This is a genomic window from Polaromonas sp. (assembly GCF_016185115.1).
GTDB lineage: Bacteria > Pseudomonadota > Gammaproteobacteria > Burkholderiales > Burkholderiaceae_C > Polaromonas.
In genome coordinates this window covers 76,384-92,538 of the sequence record NZ_JACPOF010000029.1, presented here as the reverse complement: position 1 = coordinate 92,538, position 16,155 = coordinate 76,384, and the positions used below count along the sequence as shown (strand labels likewise).

15 protein-coding genes are annotated in these 16,155 nt (G+C 61.2%); 10 read left to right on the top strand and 5 right to left on the bottom strand.

The window, feature by feature from the left end; all coding sequences use genetic code 11:
* Positions 1-10 precede the first annotated feature (10 nt).
* From HYX42_RS19285 to HYX42_RS19265, 5 genes are all read left to right on the top strand, one after another.
* Complete coding sequence (locus tag HYX42_RS19285; RefSeq protein WP_293406173.1) at positions 11-1,705, top strand: FAD-dependent monooxygenase; 1,695 nt, start codon at positions 11-13, stop codon at positions 1,703-1,705.
* Positions 1,689-2,303 (top strand): VOC family protein, encoded by a 615-nt coding sequence (locus HYX42_RS19280; RefSeq protein WP_293406171.1) that lies wholly within the window; start codon positions 1,689-1,691, stop codon positions 2,301-2,303. The genes HYX42_RS19285 and HYX42_RS19280 overlap by 17 nt, the downstream gene beginning before the upstream one ends.
* Before the next feature lie 7 nt (positions 2,304-2,310).
* Positions 2,311-2,730 (top strand): nuclear transport factor 2 family protein, encoded by a 420-nt coding sequence (locus tag HYX42_RS19275; protein WP_293406169.1) that lies wholly within the window; start codon positions 2,311-2,313, stop codon positions 2,728-2,730.
* A 138-nt stretch (positions 2,731-2,868) separates the two neighbouring features.
* Positions 2,869-3,798: a LysR family transcriptional regulator gene (locus HYX42_RS19270; protein ID WP_293406167.1), complete on the top strand. Its 930-nt coding sequence runs from the start codon at positions 2,869-2,871 to the stop codon at positions 3,796-3,798.
* Between the two features lie 101 nt (positions 3,799-3,899).
* Positions 3,900-4,910 carry a lysylphosphatidylglycerol synthase domain-containing protein gene (locus tag HYX42_RS19265; protein ID WP_293406165.1) on the top strand — a complete coding sequence of 337 codons (1,011 nt, stop codon included), beginning with the start codon at positions 3,900-3,902 and terminating at the stop codon, positions 4,908-4,910.
* A gap of 20 nt (positions 4,911-4,930) precedes the next feature.
* On the opposite strand, the gene HYX42_RS19260 is transcribed toward HYX42_RS19265, so the two are convergent.
* The gene (locus HYX42_RS19260) at positions 4,931-5,635 is read right to left on the bottom strand and encodes a glutathione S-transferase N-terminal domain-containing protein (RefSeq protein ID WP_293406163.1); all 705 of its coding nucleotides are present in this window, start codon (positions 5,633-5,635) and stop codon (positions 4,931-4,933) included.
* A 225-nt stretch (positions 5,636-5,860) separates the two neighbouring features.
* Between HYX42_RS19260 and HYX42_RS19255 the strand changes: the two genes are divergently transcribed.
* Positions 5,861-6,547: a glutathione S-transferase N-terminal domain-containing protein gene (locus HYX42_RS19255; RefSeq protein WP_293406161.1), complete on the top strand. Its 687-nt coding sequence runs from the start codon at positions 5,861-5,863 to the stop codon at positions 6,545-6,547.
* 17 nt (positions 6,548-6,564) lie between these two features.
* Here HYX42_RS19255 and HYX42_RS19250 read toward each other — a convergent pair whose 3' ends face one another.
* Complete coding sequence (locus HYX42_RS19250; protein WP_293406160.1) at positions 6,565-7,671, bottom strand: DNA alkylation repair protein; 1,107 nt, start codon at positions 7,669-7,671, stop codon at positions 6,565-6,567.
* A 186-nt stretch (positions 7,672-7,857) separates the two neighbouring features.
* Between HYX42_RS19250 and ygiD the strand changes: the two genes are divergently transcribed.
* Complete coding sequence (ygiD, locus tag HYX42_RS19245) at positions 7,858-8,763, top strand: 4,5-DOPA dioxygenase extradiol (protein WP_293406159.1); 906 nt, start codon at positions 7,858-7,860, stop codon at positions 8,761-8,763.
* 18 nt (positions 8,764-8,781) lie between these two features.
* On the opposite strand, the gene HYX42_RS19240 is transcribed toward ygiD, so the two are convergent.
* On the bottom strand, positions 8,782-9,114 hold the full coding sequence (locus tag HYX42_RS19240; protein WP_293406158.1) for a chaperone modulator CbpM: 333 nt from the start codon (positions 9,112-9,114) through the stop codon (positions 8,782-8,784).
* Positions 9,111-10,100: a DnaJ C-terminal domain-containing protein gene (locus HYX42_RS19235; protein WP_293406156.1), complete on the bottom strand. Its 990-nt coding sequence runs from the start codon at positions 10,098-10,100 to the stop codon at positions 9,111-9,113. Before HYX42_RS19235 ends, HYX42_RS19240 begins: the two co-directional genes overlap by 4 nt.
* A gap of 157 nt (positions 10,101-10,257) precedes the next feature.
* Here HYX42_RS19235 and HYX42_RS19230 point away from each other — a divergent pair, with 157 nt between their 5' ends.
* The gene (locus tag HYX42_RS19230) at positions 10,258-11,688 is read left to right on the top strand and encodes a coniferyl aldehyde dehydrogenase (protein ID WP_293406154.1); all 1,431 of its coding nucleotides are present in this window, start codon (positions 10,258-10,260) and stop codon (positions 11,686-11,688) included.
* Between the two features lie 216 nt (positions 11,689-11,904).
* Here the strand turns inward: HYX42_RS19230 and HYX42_RS19225 are convergent, their stop codons facing one another.
* Complete coding sequence (locus tag HYX42_RS19225; protein WP_293406152.1) at positions 11,905-12,684, bottom strand: 3-hydroxybutyrate dehydrogenase; 780 nt, start codon at positions 12,682-12,684, stop codon at positions 11,905-11,907.
* 116 nt (positions 12,685-12,800) lie between these two features.
* Here HYX42_RS19225 and HYX42_RS19220 point away from each other — a divergent pair, with 116 nt between their 5' ends.
* Positions 12,801-13,721: an alpha/beta hydrolase gene (locus HYX42_RS19220; protein WP_293406150.1), complete on the top strand. Its 921-nt coding sequence runs from the start codon at positions 12,801-12,803 to the stop codon at positions 13,719-13,721.
* Between the two features lie 38 nt (positions 13,722-13,759).
* The gene (locus HYX42_RS19215) at positions 13,760-16,027 is read left to right on the top strand and encodes a bifunctional (p)ppGpp synthetase/guanosine-3',5'-bis(diphosphate) 3'-pyrophosphohydrolase (protein WP_293406148.1); all 2,268 of its coding nucleotides are present in this window, start codon (positions 13,760-13,762) and stop codon (positions 16,025-16,027) included.
* Positions 16,028-16,155 lie beyond the last annotated feature (128 nt).

The following is a 16,155-nucleotide window of genomic DNA, read 5'->3' as shown; positions in this document are numbered from 1 at the left end:
GATACGCCCCATGACCCCACATGCACCCACCATGCGACAGAAAACACAGGTATTGATCGTCGGCGCAGGTCCGGCCGGGCAGGGTCTGGCCATTGAGCTGGGCCACCGCGGCATCCCGTGCCTGGTCATCGAGAAGAACCCGCGCATTGGTGTGGCCCCGCGCGCCAAGACCACCAACGTGCGCACGCGTGAGCACTTCAGGCGCTGGGGCATTGCGGATGCGCTGCGTGATGCTGCGCCTTTCGGCGTGGATTACCCGTCGAACATCGTGTTCACCACGCGCATGTCGGGCCACATGCTGGCGCGCTTTGACAACGCGCTGTATTGCGCGCCGGGCCGCAACCCGTTGTATGCAGAGCATGCGCAATGGATACCGCAGTACACCGTCGAGCGTGTGATGCGGCAGCACCTGGACACGGTGGCCAGCGTGAATGTGCAGCTCAACTGCGAACTGATCAGCTTTACCCAGGACGATGACGGCGTACTGGCCATCGTGCGCGACCTGGAGACCGGGCTTGAACGCGAGATCGAAGCGCAATTCATCGCCGGCTGTGATGGCGGACGCAGCCTGGTGCGCAGCGCGATAGGTGCCAGCATGGAGGGCACCTTTGGCCTTTCAAGAAACTACAACATCGTTTTCCATGCGCCCGGGCTGGCTGAGGCCCACCCGCACGGCAAAGCCATCATGTACTGGCAGATCAACGATGACGTGCCCAGCCTCATCGGGCCCATGGATTCCGGCGACCGCTGGTTCTTCATGCCGACGGGGCTGGCACCCGATGTGCAGGTGACCAAAGACACGGCTGCAGACCTGATACGCCGCGCAACCGGCATCGACCTGCCGTTTGAAGTGCTCAGCATTGACGAGTGGGTAGCACACCGCGTGGTGGCCGACCGCTACCGCGACCGCCGCGCTTTTCTGGCAGGCGATGCCTGCCACCTGCACCCACCCTATGGCGGTTTCGGCATGAACATGGGTGTCAGCGATGCCGTTGACCTGGGCTGGAAGCTGGCCGCAGTGCTGCAGGGATGGGGTGGCGAGACGCTGCTGCAAAGTTATGAACTGGAGCGACGGCCTGTGCACATGCATGTGCTGCAGGAGGCCGCCACCAACCATTCCAAATTCAGCAACGCGCTGTTTGAGGCGGGGCTTGAGGACGATACGCCTGCAGGTGCTGATGCACGGCGGCGCGTGGGCAAACGCATCAACGCCGAAAAACTTTCCGAGTTTTATACCCTCGGTACGATTCTGGGCGATCGCTACACCAGTTCGCCCGTGGTTCAGCCTGTGCTCGGCGCGGCGCCTGCAATGCGTGACTTCCTCAACTACGTGCCCAGCTCGGCACCGGGCGGGCGCGCGCCGCACGCCTGGCTGCACGACGGCAGTTCGCTGTTTGACAACTTCGGGGAGGGTTTTACATTGCTGGCTTTGCCGTCGGCGGCGCCATCGTCCCTTAATGCAGCCAGTGCAGACGCAAAGCGACTGGGTATACCGCTGAAGATCCTGCAGACAGACAACCCGGCCATGCCCGCCCTTTACAACCGCCGCCTGACACTCATTCGCCCTGACCAGCACATTGCGTGGGCTGGCGATGTGTGGCCTGCTGCAGAAGATTTTGATGTGCTCATGATGGTGACAGGGCAGGGACCTGTTGCCGCTTTTAAAACCACCCAGAAGGAGACGCTCCATGAATCAGGTACTTGAATCCCGCCCGCAAACAGCCCGCGCCGCAGTTGCACCCAGGGCCGCCGTGCCACCCGCACGACTGGCCCATGTGGTGTTTCGCACCTCGCAGTTCGATGCGCTGGTGAACTGGTACACCACGGTGCTGTGCGCGAAGACGGCGTTTTCCAACGGCGCCCTGGCCTTCCTGTCGTATGACGAAGAGCACCACCGCATTGCGATACTGAACATTCCTGGCCTGGAGCGCCAGCCTGATGGTATTGCCGGCATGCACCATGTGGCCTTCACCTATGACTCCCTGGCCGATCTGGTCGCCACCTATGAGCGCCTTGACAAGGCCGGCATACGCCCCGTGACCTGCATGAACCATGGCCCGACGACCTCCATGTATTACGCAGACCCCGACGGCAACCAGGTCGAACTGCAGGTGGACAACTACGAGACGGTTGAAAAGGCCGGTGAATTTTTCTACAGCCCCGCCTTCGCCAAGAACCCGATCGGTGTGGACTTCGAGCCCGCCGACCTGGCCAGGCGTTTTCATTCTGGCGAAGACGAAACCGCCATCAAGATGCGGCCGGACAGCGAGGCGCGCGGGCTCGACTCACTGAACCTGCGATAGGGCTGGCATGGACGACCTTCTCCGCTGCGAAAGTGAATGCACGCGCCTGTGCCAGGATTTTATTTACCACATAGACAGGCGCCAGTACGAGCCTTTCCTGGCGCTGTTTGCGCCCGATCCCACGCTCGACAGGGCGGGGCAGGTGTTCAGGGGCATGGACGGCCTGAAGCAGTTCTGCGAGGGGCGACCCAGGGACCGTTACGTGCGCCACGCCACCAGCAATATCCGCATCGACATGACGGGCCCGGCCACGGCCAGAGGCAGCAGCAGTGTGATGATGTTCGGCGCCACGGCCGCGCCGGATGCCGCCTTGCCTCTGCCGTCTTCCCTGCTGATATTTGCCGAATATGACGACGACTTTGTGCTGACCGGCGCTGGCTGGAAAATAAAAAACCGCAGGATAACGGTCGTCTTTGCCCCTTCCTGATTCAGTCAGGCGTTCGCCGGAGCCGCGTCTGTAAAAGCCCTGGTGTGGGTTGAACCGGGTGCCGGTTGCCGGATATGGTCACGGGCCGCTGGCGTCGCGATACCATCATCGTGTTCCAGCCCCGTATAAAAGACCCTCATGCCCAAAAGCCGCCACCTGCGTGACTTTATTGCGATTGCGCATTCGCGCAGCCTGCGCGCTGCGGCAACCTCATTGGGGCTGACGCAACCGGCTGTGTCGCGCAGCCTGCAGGAGCTTGAGGAAGAATTGGGCGTGCCCCTGTTCGAGCGGCATGCGCGCGGTGTGGTGCTGACCCCGGCGGGCGAAAAATTCCTGGTGCGCGCGCAAATTGCCAGCGAGTCGATACGGCGCGGTTGTGAAGAAGCGCGGCAGTTCCAGGGCGACCTGAGCGGCACGGTGTCGGTGTCGATTTCAAGCGCTGCGGTGCTCGGCATGCTGCCCCTGGCCTACCCGCAGTTCCGCAAGGCCTGGCCGTCCATCAATGTGCGTTTTGTGGACGGCAACTTTCCTGTCATAGAACCCAAACTGCGCGACGGTGAGCTGGACTTCTACATGGGCCCGCGCCCCGAGCGCGAGCTGGGCAGTGGCTACAGCGTGCTGCGCATTTCAGCCAACGAGCGCGTCATCATGGGCCGCAGGGGCCACCCCCTTGCAGGCGCTACCAGCCTGGCCGAGCTGGTCGACGCCGAATGGGTGGTCTCGGCCATACGCGACCGTGTTGAAGAAGAATTTGAAGAAGTGTTTTCGGCGCACGGCCTGCCCAGCCCGGCCGTGCGCACGCGCGCCGAATCGATGCTGGTGTTGGTGGTTCTGATCGCCACGACAGATGCACTGGTACTGCTGCCCCGGGTATGGGCCGGCAATGAACTGTTTGGCGGCATGGTGGAGCAGATCCCGGTCATGGAATCCCTGGCCGCACCCGACATCGTGCAGATGCATTCTGCGCATTTCCCCCTGACGCCCGCTGCGGAGCATTTGTCGCTGCTGCTGCAACGTGCGGCCGGCACACCCTTTACAGGCGCGGGCGGGTCGCTGCCAGCGTTGTGACAGCGCGCAGCATGGCTTTTACCCGGGCTGTAGGAAAGTTCTTGCGCGGATTGGGGAGGCCGATGAATGTACATCTGCGGCAGTCCTGGTCATGATGTGCCATGACCTTTCATGCCGCTGCCATGACTGACCAGACCCTTTCATCCGCAGGGGAGGGCTGGTGGCCCCGTTTACGCCGGTGGGTGGTGCCGCTGTTTGGCATTGCCGTGCTGGGCCTGCTCATATCGCATGCGCACAAGGTTGACTGGAAAGGTGCATGGTATGCCCTTACCCATTACCCGCCCGGGCTGCTGCTGGCTGTGCTGGGACTCGCGACCGTGAGCCACTGTATTTATGGCTGCTATGACCTGATTGGCAGGCGGCACACGCGCCACAGATTGCCGGTGTGGCGGACATGGGCCATCGCCATGGCCAGCTATGCGCTCAACCTGAATCTGGGTGCGCTGGTGGGCGGCATGGCCTTGCGTGCCCGCTTGTACTCCCGCTCTGGTCTCGGCGATTTCACCATTGCCCAGGTCATTGGCACCGGCCTGGCCACCAACTGGATGGGCTACGGTCTGCTGGCGGGCAGCCTGTTTGCGGCTGGCCTCATAGAGCCGCCTCCACAGGCCCGCCTTGAAAGCACCACGCTGCGCCTGCTGGGGGTGGCACTGGTGCTGATGGCCGCCTGTTATGTTCTTGCGTGTGCGTGGGCCAGCGGGCGTGAATGGGTTGTTCGCGGCAAGCACCTGCGGCTGCCTTCGCCCGGGCTGGCGCTGGTGCAACTTTGTGTCTCCGCGGTCAACTGGGCGTTGATGGGCGCGATGATGTATTTGTTGCTGGGGCAGCACATACCCTATGGCACAACGCTGTGCGTGCTGCTGGCCGCCTCCATTGCTGGTGTATTCATACCCGTGCCGGGCGGGCTGGGCGTACTTGAAGCTGTGTACCTGGCGCTGCTTTCGGGCTCGATGAAGCAGGGCGCCATCATGGGGGCGATATTGGCCTACCGCGCACTGTATTACCTGGTGCCGCTGGGCGGTGGGCTGCTGCTCTACGCCTTTCTGGAGCACTATGCGTCAAGGCACCCCGCCACTTTGGTCGACCCACCGCATGCTGCTGCCTCGCGCTGAACGGGGCAGCAGAATCAGTATCAGCCGCGCGGGGGAATGGTCAGGCCTTTTGCCACTGCAGGCCTCGCCACAAACGCATCGAGTGCGCGCGTGACATTCGGGAAGTTCTGGATACCGACCAGGTCACCGGCTTCATAAAAACCGACCAGGTTGCGAATCCACGGGAAGGTGGCGATGTCGGCAATGCTGTACTCGTCACCGGCAATCCAGGCGCGGTTGGCCAGGCGCTGGTTCAACACGCCGAGCAGGCGGGTTGATTCGGCCACATAGCGGTCACGCGGGCGCTTGTCTTCATAGTCCTTGCCGGCAAACTTGCTGAAAAAACCAAGCTGTCCAAACATGGGCCCGATGCCGCCCATCTGGAACATCAGCCACTGGATTGTTTCGTAGCGGCCGGCAGCGTCTTTCGGAATGAACTTGCCGGACTTGTCAGCCAGGTAAAGCAGTATGGCGCCCGATTCAAACAGCGCGAGAGGGTTGCCGCCGGGGCCGTCAGGGTCAATGATCGCCGGTATCTTGTTGTTGGGGTTGAGTGACAAAAACTCGGGCGAGGTCTGGTCGTTCTTCTCAAAGCTCACCGTATGTGCCTCGTAAGGCAGGCCGGTTTCCTCCAGCATGATGGAGACCTTCACGCCATTGGGTGTCGGCAATGAATACAGCTGGATGCGGTCAGGGTGCTGGGCAGGCCATTTTTTTGTGATGGGGAAGTCGGTCAGTTTTGTCATGGTTTTTGAAGTTGTTGCCGGCAGTGCGGATGAAGCAGATGAAGGAAACCGTTGCGGAAAGCCAATATAGCCCCAGCGCGAATAACCCTTGCCGGGTGGGTTTGTTTGACTTCGGCTAGCCGTACCGGCCCCCACATGAATTCGTGCGAGCCGGTATTATCAAATCTGCACTGCTGCACCCGTGCGTCAGCTCCCCGGAATTTTTAAACAGGAAGACCAGACCCCATGATCAAGTTCTACTACCACCCATCCCCCAACCCGTTGAAGGTCGCGCTGTTTCTGGAGGAGGCCGGCATGCCTTATGAACTGATGGCGGTGGACACGCGCAAGGGCGAGCAGCATTCGCCGGCCTTCCTCAAGATCAACCCGAATGGCAAGACACCCGCGATCACCGATGGCGACGTGACGGTGTTCGACAGCAATGCCATCCTGCTTTACCTGGCTGAAAAGTCCGGGCAGTTTTTGCCCGAAAACACGCCTGCCGCACGAGGCCAGATGCTGTCATGGCTGATGTTTGTGGCCAGCGGCATAGGCCCGTATTCAGGCCAGGCGGTGCACTTCCAGCACGCTGCGCCAGAGAAAAATGCCTATGCCATCAACCGCTACACATTTGAGGCCGAGCGCCACTTCAAAATCCTCGATGACCAGCTGGCCAAACACAAATACATGCTGGGCGATACCTACACCCTGGTCGACATGGCCGTCTGGGGATGGGCCCGAGCCCTGCCGCGCGTGCTGGGGCCTGATGCGATGGGCAAGCTGCCCAACCTCAAACGCCTGTTTGACGAGATCAATGAGCGGCCTGCGGCCAAACGCGCTGAAGGCCTGCAGGCGAAGTTCAACTTCAAGATGGAGATGGACGATGAGGCCAAAAAACACATGTTCCCGCAGAACGCGCGCCTGGCAGCCTGAGCCAGTAACAAGCGCAATCAGCGCTGCAAGTCAAACCCGCTGCTGGCCAGCTTCTCGCCGTTGACCATCACATCAATTGCGTGGTGGCCTGCATGGTGCAAGCGTGTGGTGAAGTCCTTCACCACCTGGCTGCGTTTGAGCTGCACGGTGTCACCCGGGGCCAGCGTCAGTTCCTTGAGCTTGAAGACCTTGGCCGAGCTGGCGCCTGATTTCTTGACGTAGTGAATGGCGTAGTCGACCACCAGGCGCTGGCTTTCATGCGCTGTTGATTCGAGGCTGAAAGAGATATCAAGCCTCTCACCGAGGACAAGTTTTTTCGGGCTGACTGCAAGACCCTTGAGCCTGACAGCTGCCTTTTTACCCGCACCGATGACGGCCAGCGCGCGCCTGTCGCCCTGCTTGATGAGCGTGCGCAGCGCATGTCTCGCAATCCACGCGGTCTGGGGTTGGTCCAGCGGCCAGCCTTCAAGGCGCGTCATGACCCATTCGGGGTGCAGCTTGGTGATGTCGTTGAGGTGGTTGGCCACTGACTTGCGCACATACAGGCTGTCGTCGGCCTTCAGCCTTTCAAGAATGGGTGCGGCCATGTCCGGGTCGGCCATCAGTGCGTCAAGCCGGAATGACCAGGGCAGGCGGGGGCGGCTGCCTTCGCTGGCCAGTCGGCGCACATGCTCGCTGTCATCGCGCGCCCAGTTTTTCATCACGGCCAGTGTGCGCTTCGGGTCACGCCGCAGGAATTCACGAATTGCAAACTCAGAACTGCCGAAGGCGGTGAAAAACTTCAGTGCATCCATGGATGTGTCGAAATCATCCTGCCCATAGAGGCCCACGTAGTCTGGCAGCACCAGCGTGACAAAACCGCTGTTGATGCGCGGTGCCAGCCTGCGCAGTATGGCAATCGCCTTTTTGTAGTCGGCGGGCAGGGTGGCATGCAGGCTTTCCGACGTGCGCCTCAGGCGCTGCATCAGGCTCAGGCTGTCCAGGTCTGCCTGCGCCAGTTTCAGGAATTTCTTCTGGTCAAAGGCGGGGTAAACCGCCGCAACCTCGGTTGCGATATGCCGCAGCCGGGCGGTGTTGAAAATTTCCTTGAGTGCGGGTGCGGGTGTCTGCGCTTCTTCTGTCATGAACGGAATGATCGCAGAACTTCACCAACCCAACTTCACGCAGCCATCCATATTGCCGGCATGATCAATCTTCTTGAACCAAATCGGTTTTGAAGGTTCATAGATGTGGGTTTACAACCGCTATGTCATTTTTAACAAGGCCCCTGGATGCCAGGGGTGTCAGAAAATATCTCCGATACAACAGCCATGATTTCTTCTCCCGACCGCCGCAAGCTCCTCACAGGCGGCAGCATGGCAGCCGCACTGGCTGCACTTTCCACCCTGGCCGACCTGGCACATGCGCAGCAGGGCAGGCCAGCCAAAGCCGGCAAACGCATGCCGTCCATCTTTGTCGGGCACGGCAGCCCCATGAATGCCATCCAGGACAACGCCTTCACGCGCCAGCTGTCCCAATGGGGCCAGTCGCTGGGGCGGCCTGCGGCCATCCTGTCGGTGTCTGCACATTGGCTCACACCGGGGCAAACGGCCGTGGGCATTGATGACAAGCCCAAGACCATTCATGACTTTGGCGGCTTTCCCGACCAGTTGCAGCAGATGCAGTACCCCGCGCCCGGCGCACCGGCGTTTGCAAGGCAGGCGGCTGCGTTAGTCAAAAGTGCGCCAGCCTCCACTTCGGATGAATGGGGTCTGGACCACGGCACCTGGACGGTGCTTCGCCACATGTACCCCAGGGCGGACATTCCGGTCTTCCAGCTGTCGATTGATTATGCGCAGCAGGGCAAATACCACTATGCGATCGGGCAGGAACTCGCCGCGCTGCGCGAGAAGGGCGTGCTCATCATGGGCAGCGGCAATGTCGTGCACAACCTGCGCGCCACCGAGCGCGGTGTGCCCATGGGCGTCATGGCCAGCAAGCCCTGGGCCCAATCGTTTGACAACGCCGTGCGCGATGCGCTGGCTGCGCGTGACGACAACGCCCTGATGAACCCGCTGGGCATGGATGCCTCGGTGCGCATGGCGGTGCCCACGCCAGACCACTACTGGCCGCTGCTGTATGCGCTGGGTGCGGCGGGCAAGACCGAAAAAACCATCACCACCTTTGAAGGCTTTCAGAGCGGCACGCTCAGCATGCGCTGCCTGCAGTGGGGTTGATGCTGTCCTTGCGGGTGCCTAGTCGATGGTGAGGTGATGAAGCTGCGCCCTCAGCGTCGCCAGCTCATCCATGAGCTGCAGGGCGAGTGCCGCACCGGCCGGATTGACGCCCAGGTCGCGTTGCAGCCTCACGGCGGTGACTGCCCTGTGCACGTGCACCCCGGTGAATCGCCATTCCTGCGGCCCGGCGCCCTCAGGCGCCAGCACGCCTTCTTCAATCAGCTCGGTGATGTGTGCGGATTCCGCTGCGCAGGCGCGGCACAGGTCGTCCAGCGTCAGTTCGGTCTGGTCCTCAAGAATGAAACCGGTGATGCGTACGGCTGTGGATGTGTTTGTGGATGGGGATGTCATGCCTTGCCTCCTTTCAGTGCTGCGCGGGGGTCAAATGTCCTGAACGCGCCGGCCATGTCTTCGTAAGCCTTGCGTTGCGCATCAGTCTCCGCTGCCGGCAGGCTGAGTTTGAGTACGAAATAAAAGTCGCCCGGTGTCTTGCCCGGCAGGCCGCGCCCCTTGAGGCGCAGCTTGCGCCCGCTGGCCGAGCCGGCGGGGATCCTGATCTCAACGTCGCCGGTCGGCGTGGGCGCTTCGACTTCTGCACCCAGTGCGGCCTCCCAAGGCGAGACTGGCAAGTCCATGTACACGTCGTAGCCTTCCGTTCGAAAGCGTGTGTGCGGCAAAAATTCGACATCCAGGTAGAGGTCGCCCGGGCTGCCCTGGCCTATGCCCGGCCCGCCCTGGCCTGCCAGGCGTATGTGCTGCCCTGCGCGTATGCCTTTGGGAATGGCGAATTCGATGGTGCGTTCCTGCATCTGCACATGGCCGTCGGGCGTCTGCTGGGGCACGCGCAACTGCAGGGTGCGCGTCGCCCCCATGTAGGAATCGTCAATACTGATCTGGATTTTGGCGTGCTGGTCCTGGCCATGCATGTCGAAGCTGCCGCGTGTGCGCTGGCCGCCGGCGCCGCCGCTGCGAGCACCGCCCATCCCGCGGAAGAGCGACTCAAAGAACTCGCTTTGTTCGAAGCCGGACATGTCTTCAAAGCCCTGGCCTGAAAACCCGCCGCCGGTCTGCCCACCCTGGCGTTCCCAGTCCGGCGGCGGCCGGAAGTCCTGACCGGCCTGCCAGTTGGCGCCCAGCCTGTCGTAAGCCGCCCTTTTTTCGGGGTCTTTCAGCACCTCATAGGCTTCGGCGATTTCCTTGAAGCGCGCCTCGGCATCTTTTTCCTTGCTGACGTCGGGATGGTATTTGCGAGCCAGCCTGCGGTGGGCTTTTTTGATCTCTTCCGGCGTGGCGCTGCGCTCGACACCCATCGCCTTGTAATAGTCCTTGTATTCCATGAAACTCCTCTGAAGACTGCAACCGTACTGCCCGAGCTTAGTCGCTGTAGGGGGCCGGGCCTGTAAGAATCCACGCAAACCTTGACTCGTGTCAACCCTCCCCAAAACTTGGGGCGTGCCCCTAACGGTGTGGCTGCCTCCCACCTATCATCCCTGCATGAATTCAAGCCCGACCGCTCCTGTGGCCAATGCCGCACTCCGCGCCCTGTTCAATGCCCAATACCAGGCCAGTCGCGCCCGGATTGATGTGCCGCTCGCCATGCGCCGAGACCGCCTGCTGCGCATGCGTGCCTTGCTGGTTGATGGCGGCGATGCGCTGGCCGCTGCAGTGCAGGCCGACTTCGGCGTGCGCTCGCCGCAGCTCACCGAGATTGCCGACCTGTTTGTGCTGCGCACCATGCTGCACCATACGCTGAAGGCACTGCCGAAATGGATAAAGCCGGTCAAGGTCAGCACGCCGATTTACCTGCAGCCTTCCAGTGCTTACCTTCAGCGCCAGCCTCTGGGTGTCGTAGGCGTAGTGTCGCCGTGGAACTACCCCGTGCAGCTGGCGTTGGGGCCTGTGATTACCGCACTGGCGGCTGGTAACCGCGTGATGCTCAAGCCCAGCGAACTGACGCCGCGTACATCGGCCCTTATGGCTGAACTGATTGAAAAGGCCTTTGCGGCAGAAGAGCTCTGTGTGGTGCAGGGCGATGGGGAACTGGCGGCAGAGTTCTCAAGCCTGCCGTTTGACCATCTGTTTTTCACAGGCTCTACCGCCGTTGGCCGCATCGTTGCCAAAGCCGCCGCAGCCAATCTCACGCCGACCACACTTGAACTGGGCGGCAAGTCGCCCTGCATCATTGACGCCTCTTGCGACATGGAGAGTGCCGCCATCAAGATAGCCCACGGCAAGCTGCTCAACGCCGGCCAGACCTGCATCGCACCCGACTACGTGCTGCTGCCCAAAGGCAGCGAAGGCGCGTTCGGCGAAGCCTTCGCCAAAGCCACGGCGCAGCTATTCCCGACGATTGAAGGCAACCCCGACTACGCCGCCATCATCAGCCCGCGCCACCATGATCGCCTGCAGGCCTTGCTGGCGGAGGTTGAAGGTGAGGGCGCACGCCTGCAACGCGTCGGTGCTGATACAGGGCCCAGCGCAGCGCGGCAGATGGTGCCGGTGCTGGTGTTTGGTGCAAAGGCAGATTCAAAACTGCTCACTGAGGAAATCTTCGGCCCCATCCTGCCCGTGCTGCCCTACGACTCCATGGACCAGGCCATCACGCACATCAACGCCAGGCCCAGGCCGCTGGCGCTGTACTGGTTCGGCACTGACACAGCCTCACGCGACAAGGTGCTGGCGCAAACCGTCAGCGGCGGCGTGACCGTCAACGACACGCTCATGCATATCGCCCACGAAAATCTGCCTTTTGGCGGCATCGGTGAAAGCGGCTGGGGCAGCTACCACGGCGAGGCAGGGTTTCTGCGCCTGACCCAGCAAAAACCGGTGCTTGTGTCATCGAAGTGGGGCCGGGGTGATGTGTTTTACCCGCCGTATGGCAAACGCTTTACGCAGGTGATGGGTCTGCTCAAACGCTGGTTTTAGAGATGGTTTAAATAAGGTGTCATAAAAGATGCCTTAAGTGCTTAATGATTTATACATGACGCATTAATTGTCTGGCAACCATTCCAGAGCTGGCTGAATCGGCAAAAAGGCCGCAAAACCCGGTTTTGCGACCTTTTTTTAGGATGTTTTACGCCTCTAGCCCTTTAAATACGCACGTGAGCAGCTATTAATTTAATAGCACAAATTGCGTGAAATTTACTGCGCGACCCAGCCGCCATCCATGTTCCAGGCCACACCGCGTACGTTGTTGCCGGCGGGCGAGCAGAAAAAGACCGCCAGGGCGCCGAGTTCGTCAGGGGTGGTGAACTGCAGTGAGGGCTCTTTCTCGCCCAGCAGTTCCTTGTTGGCCTGCTCCACCGTGATGCCTTCGCGGGCGGCGCGGTCGTCGATCTGCTTTTGCACCAGCGGGGTCAGCACCCAGCCGGGGCAGATGGCGTTGGAGGTGACGCCGGTGGTCGCGGTCTCTAGTGCCACAGACTTGGTGAAACCGACGATGCCGTGTTTGGACGTGACGTAGGCCGACTTTTGTGCCGAGGCGACCAGCCCGTGGGCTGACGCGACGTTGATGATGCGACCCCAGTTGGCGGCTTTCATCGCGGGCATGGCCAGGCGGGTGGTATGGAAGGCGCTGCTGAGGTTGATGGCGATGATGGCATCCCACTTCTCGACCGGGAAGTCCTCGACATTGGCGACATGCTGAATGCCGGCGTTGTTGACCAGGATGTCGACGCGCCCGAACTCGCTCGCGGCGTATTTCATCATTTCTTCAATTTGCGCGGGCTTGCTCATGTCTGCGCCGTGATAGCCGACCTTGATGCCTGATCCGCCGGCAGCGATGATTTCGGCTTTGGGCGCCTCGACATCGCCAAACCCGTTCATGACGATGTTGGCGCCCTGCGCGGCCAGCGCCTTGGCGATGCCCAGGCCGATACCGCTGGTGGAACCTGTGACGAGGGCTGTCTTACCTTTGAGCATGGATGTTTCTCCGGATGATTTACGATGGTTGGCCTGAGGAAAGGGCAAGCATAAAACCTGCCACTCCGATGAATTTTCAATCTGATTATCAGCCTTCGACTCCTGACAAGCCGACCATGACCCAACCCAGCCTGAACTACGTCAATTGCCCTGATGCCAATGGCGGCCACCGCATGGCTTACTGGCAGTGGGGGCAGCCCGATGCTGGCCACGTGATCGTCTGCGCGCACGGGCTGTCGCGCCAGGGCCGGGATTTCGACGTGCTGGCGCAGTCGCTCTGCGACCAGGGTGAAAAGCGCGAAGGCGGTGTCCGCATCATCTGCCCTGACGTGGCAGGCCGTGGCGCCAGCGACTGGCTGAAAGACCCTATGGGCTACCAGGTGCCCGCCTATGCCGCCGACATGCTGGCCATGTTGGGCCAGGTGCACGGCCAGGCACCCATCACCACGCTGGACTGGGTAGGCACCAGCATGGGCGGGCTGATCGGCATCATTCTTTGCGGCCAGCCGGGGCTGCCTTTGCCGGTACCAGTGCGCAAGCTGGTCCTGAACGATGTGGGCCCGGCCATCCAGTGGCAGGCGCTGGTGCGCATAGGCCAGTACCTGGGCCTGGCGGGCGAGTTTGAATCTGTCCAGGCGGCGGCAGATGCGATGTGGGCAGTGTCTACCGGCTTCGGACCGCACACCCCTGAGCAGTGGCTGGCGCTGTCGCAGCATATGGTCAAGCCGGTGTCGGATGCGCCGGGCAGCAAATACCGTCTGCATTACGACCCGGCCATGGCCATACCCTTCAGGCAGGCAACCGAAGAGGCGACGCAGCAGGGTGCAGCCGCGCTCTGGCAGCTTTACGACAACATCAAGGCGCAAACCCTGCTGATACGCGGTGCCAATTCGGATCTGCTGAACCCGGATACGGCGAAGGCCATGACAGAACGCGGTCCGCATGCCAGGCTGGTGGAGTTCCCGGGCGTGGGCCACGCGCCCACGCTGATTGCCGATGACCAGGTCGCGGCAGTCAAGGGCTTTTTATTTAGCTGAACCGTGAACACAGGCGCTCATATCTCACTCAGGTTTTCATGAAAAGCAACGCGCAGGGGCCAGGCGGCCCCAAAGATTTTGTACATCCCGACGACGTACCGACATCCATCGCCATTGCCACGGCCGGTGCAGTGCCAGACCAGCCCGATGCCCTGGCCCGGGCACGCGCCTTTGCCGAACCGCTGATTGCCGGCGAACACTTTGATACCGGCGAAAACATCCTCGCGCATGCCGACGCTGTTGCAGCCATCCTCAAGGCCATAGGCCGTACCGAGGCCCTGCAGGCAGCCATCTACCTTGTGCATTCGTGCGAGCACCTGGCCAGGCCGCTGGAATCCATCACCAAGGCTTTTGGCGCGAACTATGCAGCGCTGGCCGTTGAAACAACCAAGCTGGTCAATGTGCAGCGGCAGGCGCGTGCGGCTGTTCCCGGCACCCACGAGCCGGAAGTGCAGGCCGTGCAGACCGAAAACGTGCGCAAGATGCTGCTGGCTTTCTCACGCGACCTGCGTGTGGTGCTGCTGCGCCTGGCATCACGCCTGCAGACCCTGAGGCATTACGCTGCCACCCGGCAGGCCGCGCCGGCTGCGCTGGCCTATGAGTCGCTGCACGTGTTTGCGCCACTGGCCAGCCGCCTGGGTATCTGGCAACTGAAATGGGAGATGGAAGACCTGGCCTTCCGTTTTCTTGAGCCTGAGACCTATAAAAACACCGCACGCCTGCTTGATGAAAAGCGGCTTGAGCGCGAGCAGTTCATGGAGTCACTGCGCAGCCAGCTTGAGCGCGAACTCAACAAGGACGGCATCGCCGCGCTGGTCTATGGCCGGCCCAAACATATCTACAGCATTGTCAAGAAGATGCGCGGCAAGTCGCTTGACTTTGACCAGGTATTTGACATCCGTGCATTGCGCGTGATTGCCGCTGACATCAAGGGCTGTTATGCCGCGCTGGGCTTTGTGCATTCGCGCTTCACGCCGGTGCTGGGTGAGTTCGACGACTACATCGCCAAGCCCAAGTCAAACGGTTACCAGTCGCTGCACACCGTGGTGCGCGATGAAGCGGGCAGGGCGATTGAAATCCAGATCCGCACCCAGGCCATGCATGACCATGCCGAGCACGGCGTGGCCGCGCACTGGGCTTATAAAGAGGCGGGCAACAAGGGTTATGCGGGTGTGTCGGCCAGCAGTGAATACGATGCCAAGATTGCGGTGCTGCGGCAGTTGCTGGCCTGGGAGCGTGATCTTTCAGGGCCTGCCGCCGCGAAGGCACGCGAGGCCAACAAGGGCCTGTTTGAAGACCGCATCTATGTGCTGACACCGGATGCCGCGATTGTCGAATTGCCGCAGGGCGCAACCGCTGTGGACTTCGCCTACAGCGTGCACACCAACGTCGGCCACCGCTGCCGCGGTGCGCGTATTGACGGCGCGATGGTGCCGCTCAACACGCCGCTGCAAAATGGCCAGACGGTGGAGATCATCACCATCAAGGATGGCGGGCCTTCGCGCGACTGGCTGAATCCCGAGCTTGGGTTTTTGACCAGCCACCGCGCCAAGTCCAAAGTGCGCGCCTGGTTTAACGCGCTGGACATGGCGCAGACCGTCGCACGTGGCCGTGAAGCCGTTGAAAAACTGCTGCAGCGTGAGGGCAAAACGTCGATGAAGCTCGACGACCTGGCGGTGCAGCTGGGTTTCAAGGCGGCAGACGATTTGTTTGAGGTCGTCGGCAAGGATGAACTTTCGCTTCGCACGATTGAAAACATGCTCAGGCCGCCGGAGCCCGTGCTCACGCAGGACGACTATGTACTTGCAAAGAAGGCACGAGCACCCAGCCAGAACGCCAAGGGCAACGGCGGTGTGCTGGTGGTCGGCATGGGCTCGCTGCTCACCCAGCTTGCGAAGTGCTGCAAGCCCGCGCCGCCTGACGAGATCCTGGGTTTTGTCACCAAAGGCAAGGGCGTGAGCATTCACCGCAGCGACTGCAGCAACTTTCGCAACATGGCATCGGGCAGCCCCGATCGCGTGATCGAGGTGGAGTGGAATGCGCCCAAGTCTGCCGATGGCGCGGTGTACCCCGTCGATGTATCGATTGAAGCGTCAGACCGCCAGGGTTTGCTGCGCGACATTTCAGAAGTATTCGCCAAAGAAAAAATGAATGTCATCGGCGTGCAGACGCAGTCGGTGAAAGATAACCGCGGCGGCACCGCCTGGATGACGTTTACGGTTGAGGTTGCGCAGTCCGGTCGGCTCAAGCAGGTTCTGGGTGTGGTGGCTGAAGTGCCGGGTGTGCGATCAGCAAGGCGACGCTAAAGCCAGCTACATTTTTGGGAATAGTTACGGCATATCTGGCAAGACCTGTAGGGGCTTGCTTGTACGAACGGGATATTTCCCTAAAATCATTCGCATGAGTCTTTGCTCACCACACTTCCATGCCTCGC

What these genes read in the sequence shown, in the direction of transcription:
- HYX42_RS19285 (WP_293406173.1), top strand. Translation starts at nt 11, where the DNA reads ATGACCCCACATGCACCCACCATGCGACAGAAAACACAGGTATTGATC.
- HYX42_RS19280 (WP_293406171.1), top strand. Translation starts at nt 1,689, where the DNA reads ATGAATCAGGTACTTGAATCCCGCCCGCAAACAGCCCGCGCCGCAGTT.
- HYX42_RS19275 (WP_293406169.1), top strand. Translation starts at nt 2,311, where the DNA reads ATGGACGACCTTCTCCGCTGCGAAAGTGAATGCACGCGCCTGTGCCAG.
- HYX42_RS19270 (WP_293406167.1), top strand. Translation starts at nt 2,869, where the DNA reads ATGCCCAAAAGCCGCCACCTGCGTGACTTTATTGCGATTGCGCATTCG.
- HYX42_RS19265 (WP_293406165.1), top strand. Translation starts at nt 3,900, where the DNA reads ATGACCTTTCATGCCGCTGCCATGACTGACCAGACCCTTTCATCCGCA.
- HYX42_RS19260 (WP_293406163.1), bottom strand. Translation starts at nt 5,635, where the DNA reads ATGACAAAACTGACCGACTTCCCCATCACAAAAAAATGGCCTGCCCAG.
- HYX42_RS19255 (WP_293406161.1), top strand. Translation starts at nt 5,861, where the DNA reads ATGATCAAGTTCTACTACCACCCATCCCCCAACCCGTTGAAGGTCGCG.
- HYX42_RS19250 (WP_293406160.1), bottom strand. Translation starts at nt 7,671, where the DNA reads ATGACAGAAGAAGCGCAGACACCCGCACCCGCACTCAAGGAAATTTTC.
- ygiD (WP_293406159.1), top strand. Translation starts at nt 7,858, where the DNA reads ATGATTTCTTCTCCCGACCGCCGCAAGCTCCTCACAGGCGGCAGCATG.
- HYX42_RS19240 (WP_293406158.1), bottom strand. Translation starts at nt 9,114, where the DNA reads ATGACATCCCCATCCACAAACACATCCACAGCCGTACGCATCACCGGT.
- HYX42_RS19235 (WP_293406156.1), bottom strand. Translation starts at nt 10,100, where the DNA reads ATGGAATACAAGGACTATTACAAGGCGATGGGTGTCGAGCGCAGCGCC.
- HYX42_RS19230 (WP_293406154.1), top strand. Translation starts at nt 10,258, where the DNA reads ATGAATTCAAGCCCGACCGCTCCTGTGGCCAATGCCGCACTCCGCGCC.
- HYX42_RS19225 (WP_293406152.1), bottom strand. Translation starts at nt 12,684, where the DNA reads ATGCTCAAAGGTAAGACAGCCCTCGTCACAGGTTCCACCAGCGGTATC.
- HYX42_RS19220 (WP_293406150.1), top strand. Translation starts at nt 12,801, where the DNA reads ATGACCCAACCCAGCCTGAACTACGTCAATTGCCCTGATGCCAATGGC.
- HYX42_RS19215 (WP_293406148.1), top strand. Translation starts at nt 13,760, where the DNA reads ATGAAAAGCAACGCGCAGGGGCCAGGCGGCCCCAAAGATTTTGTACAT.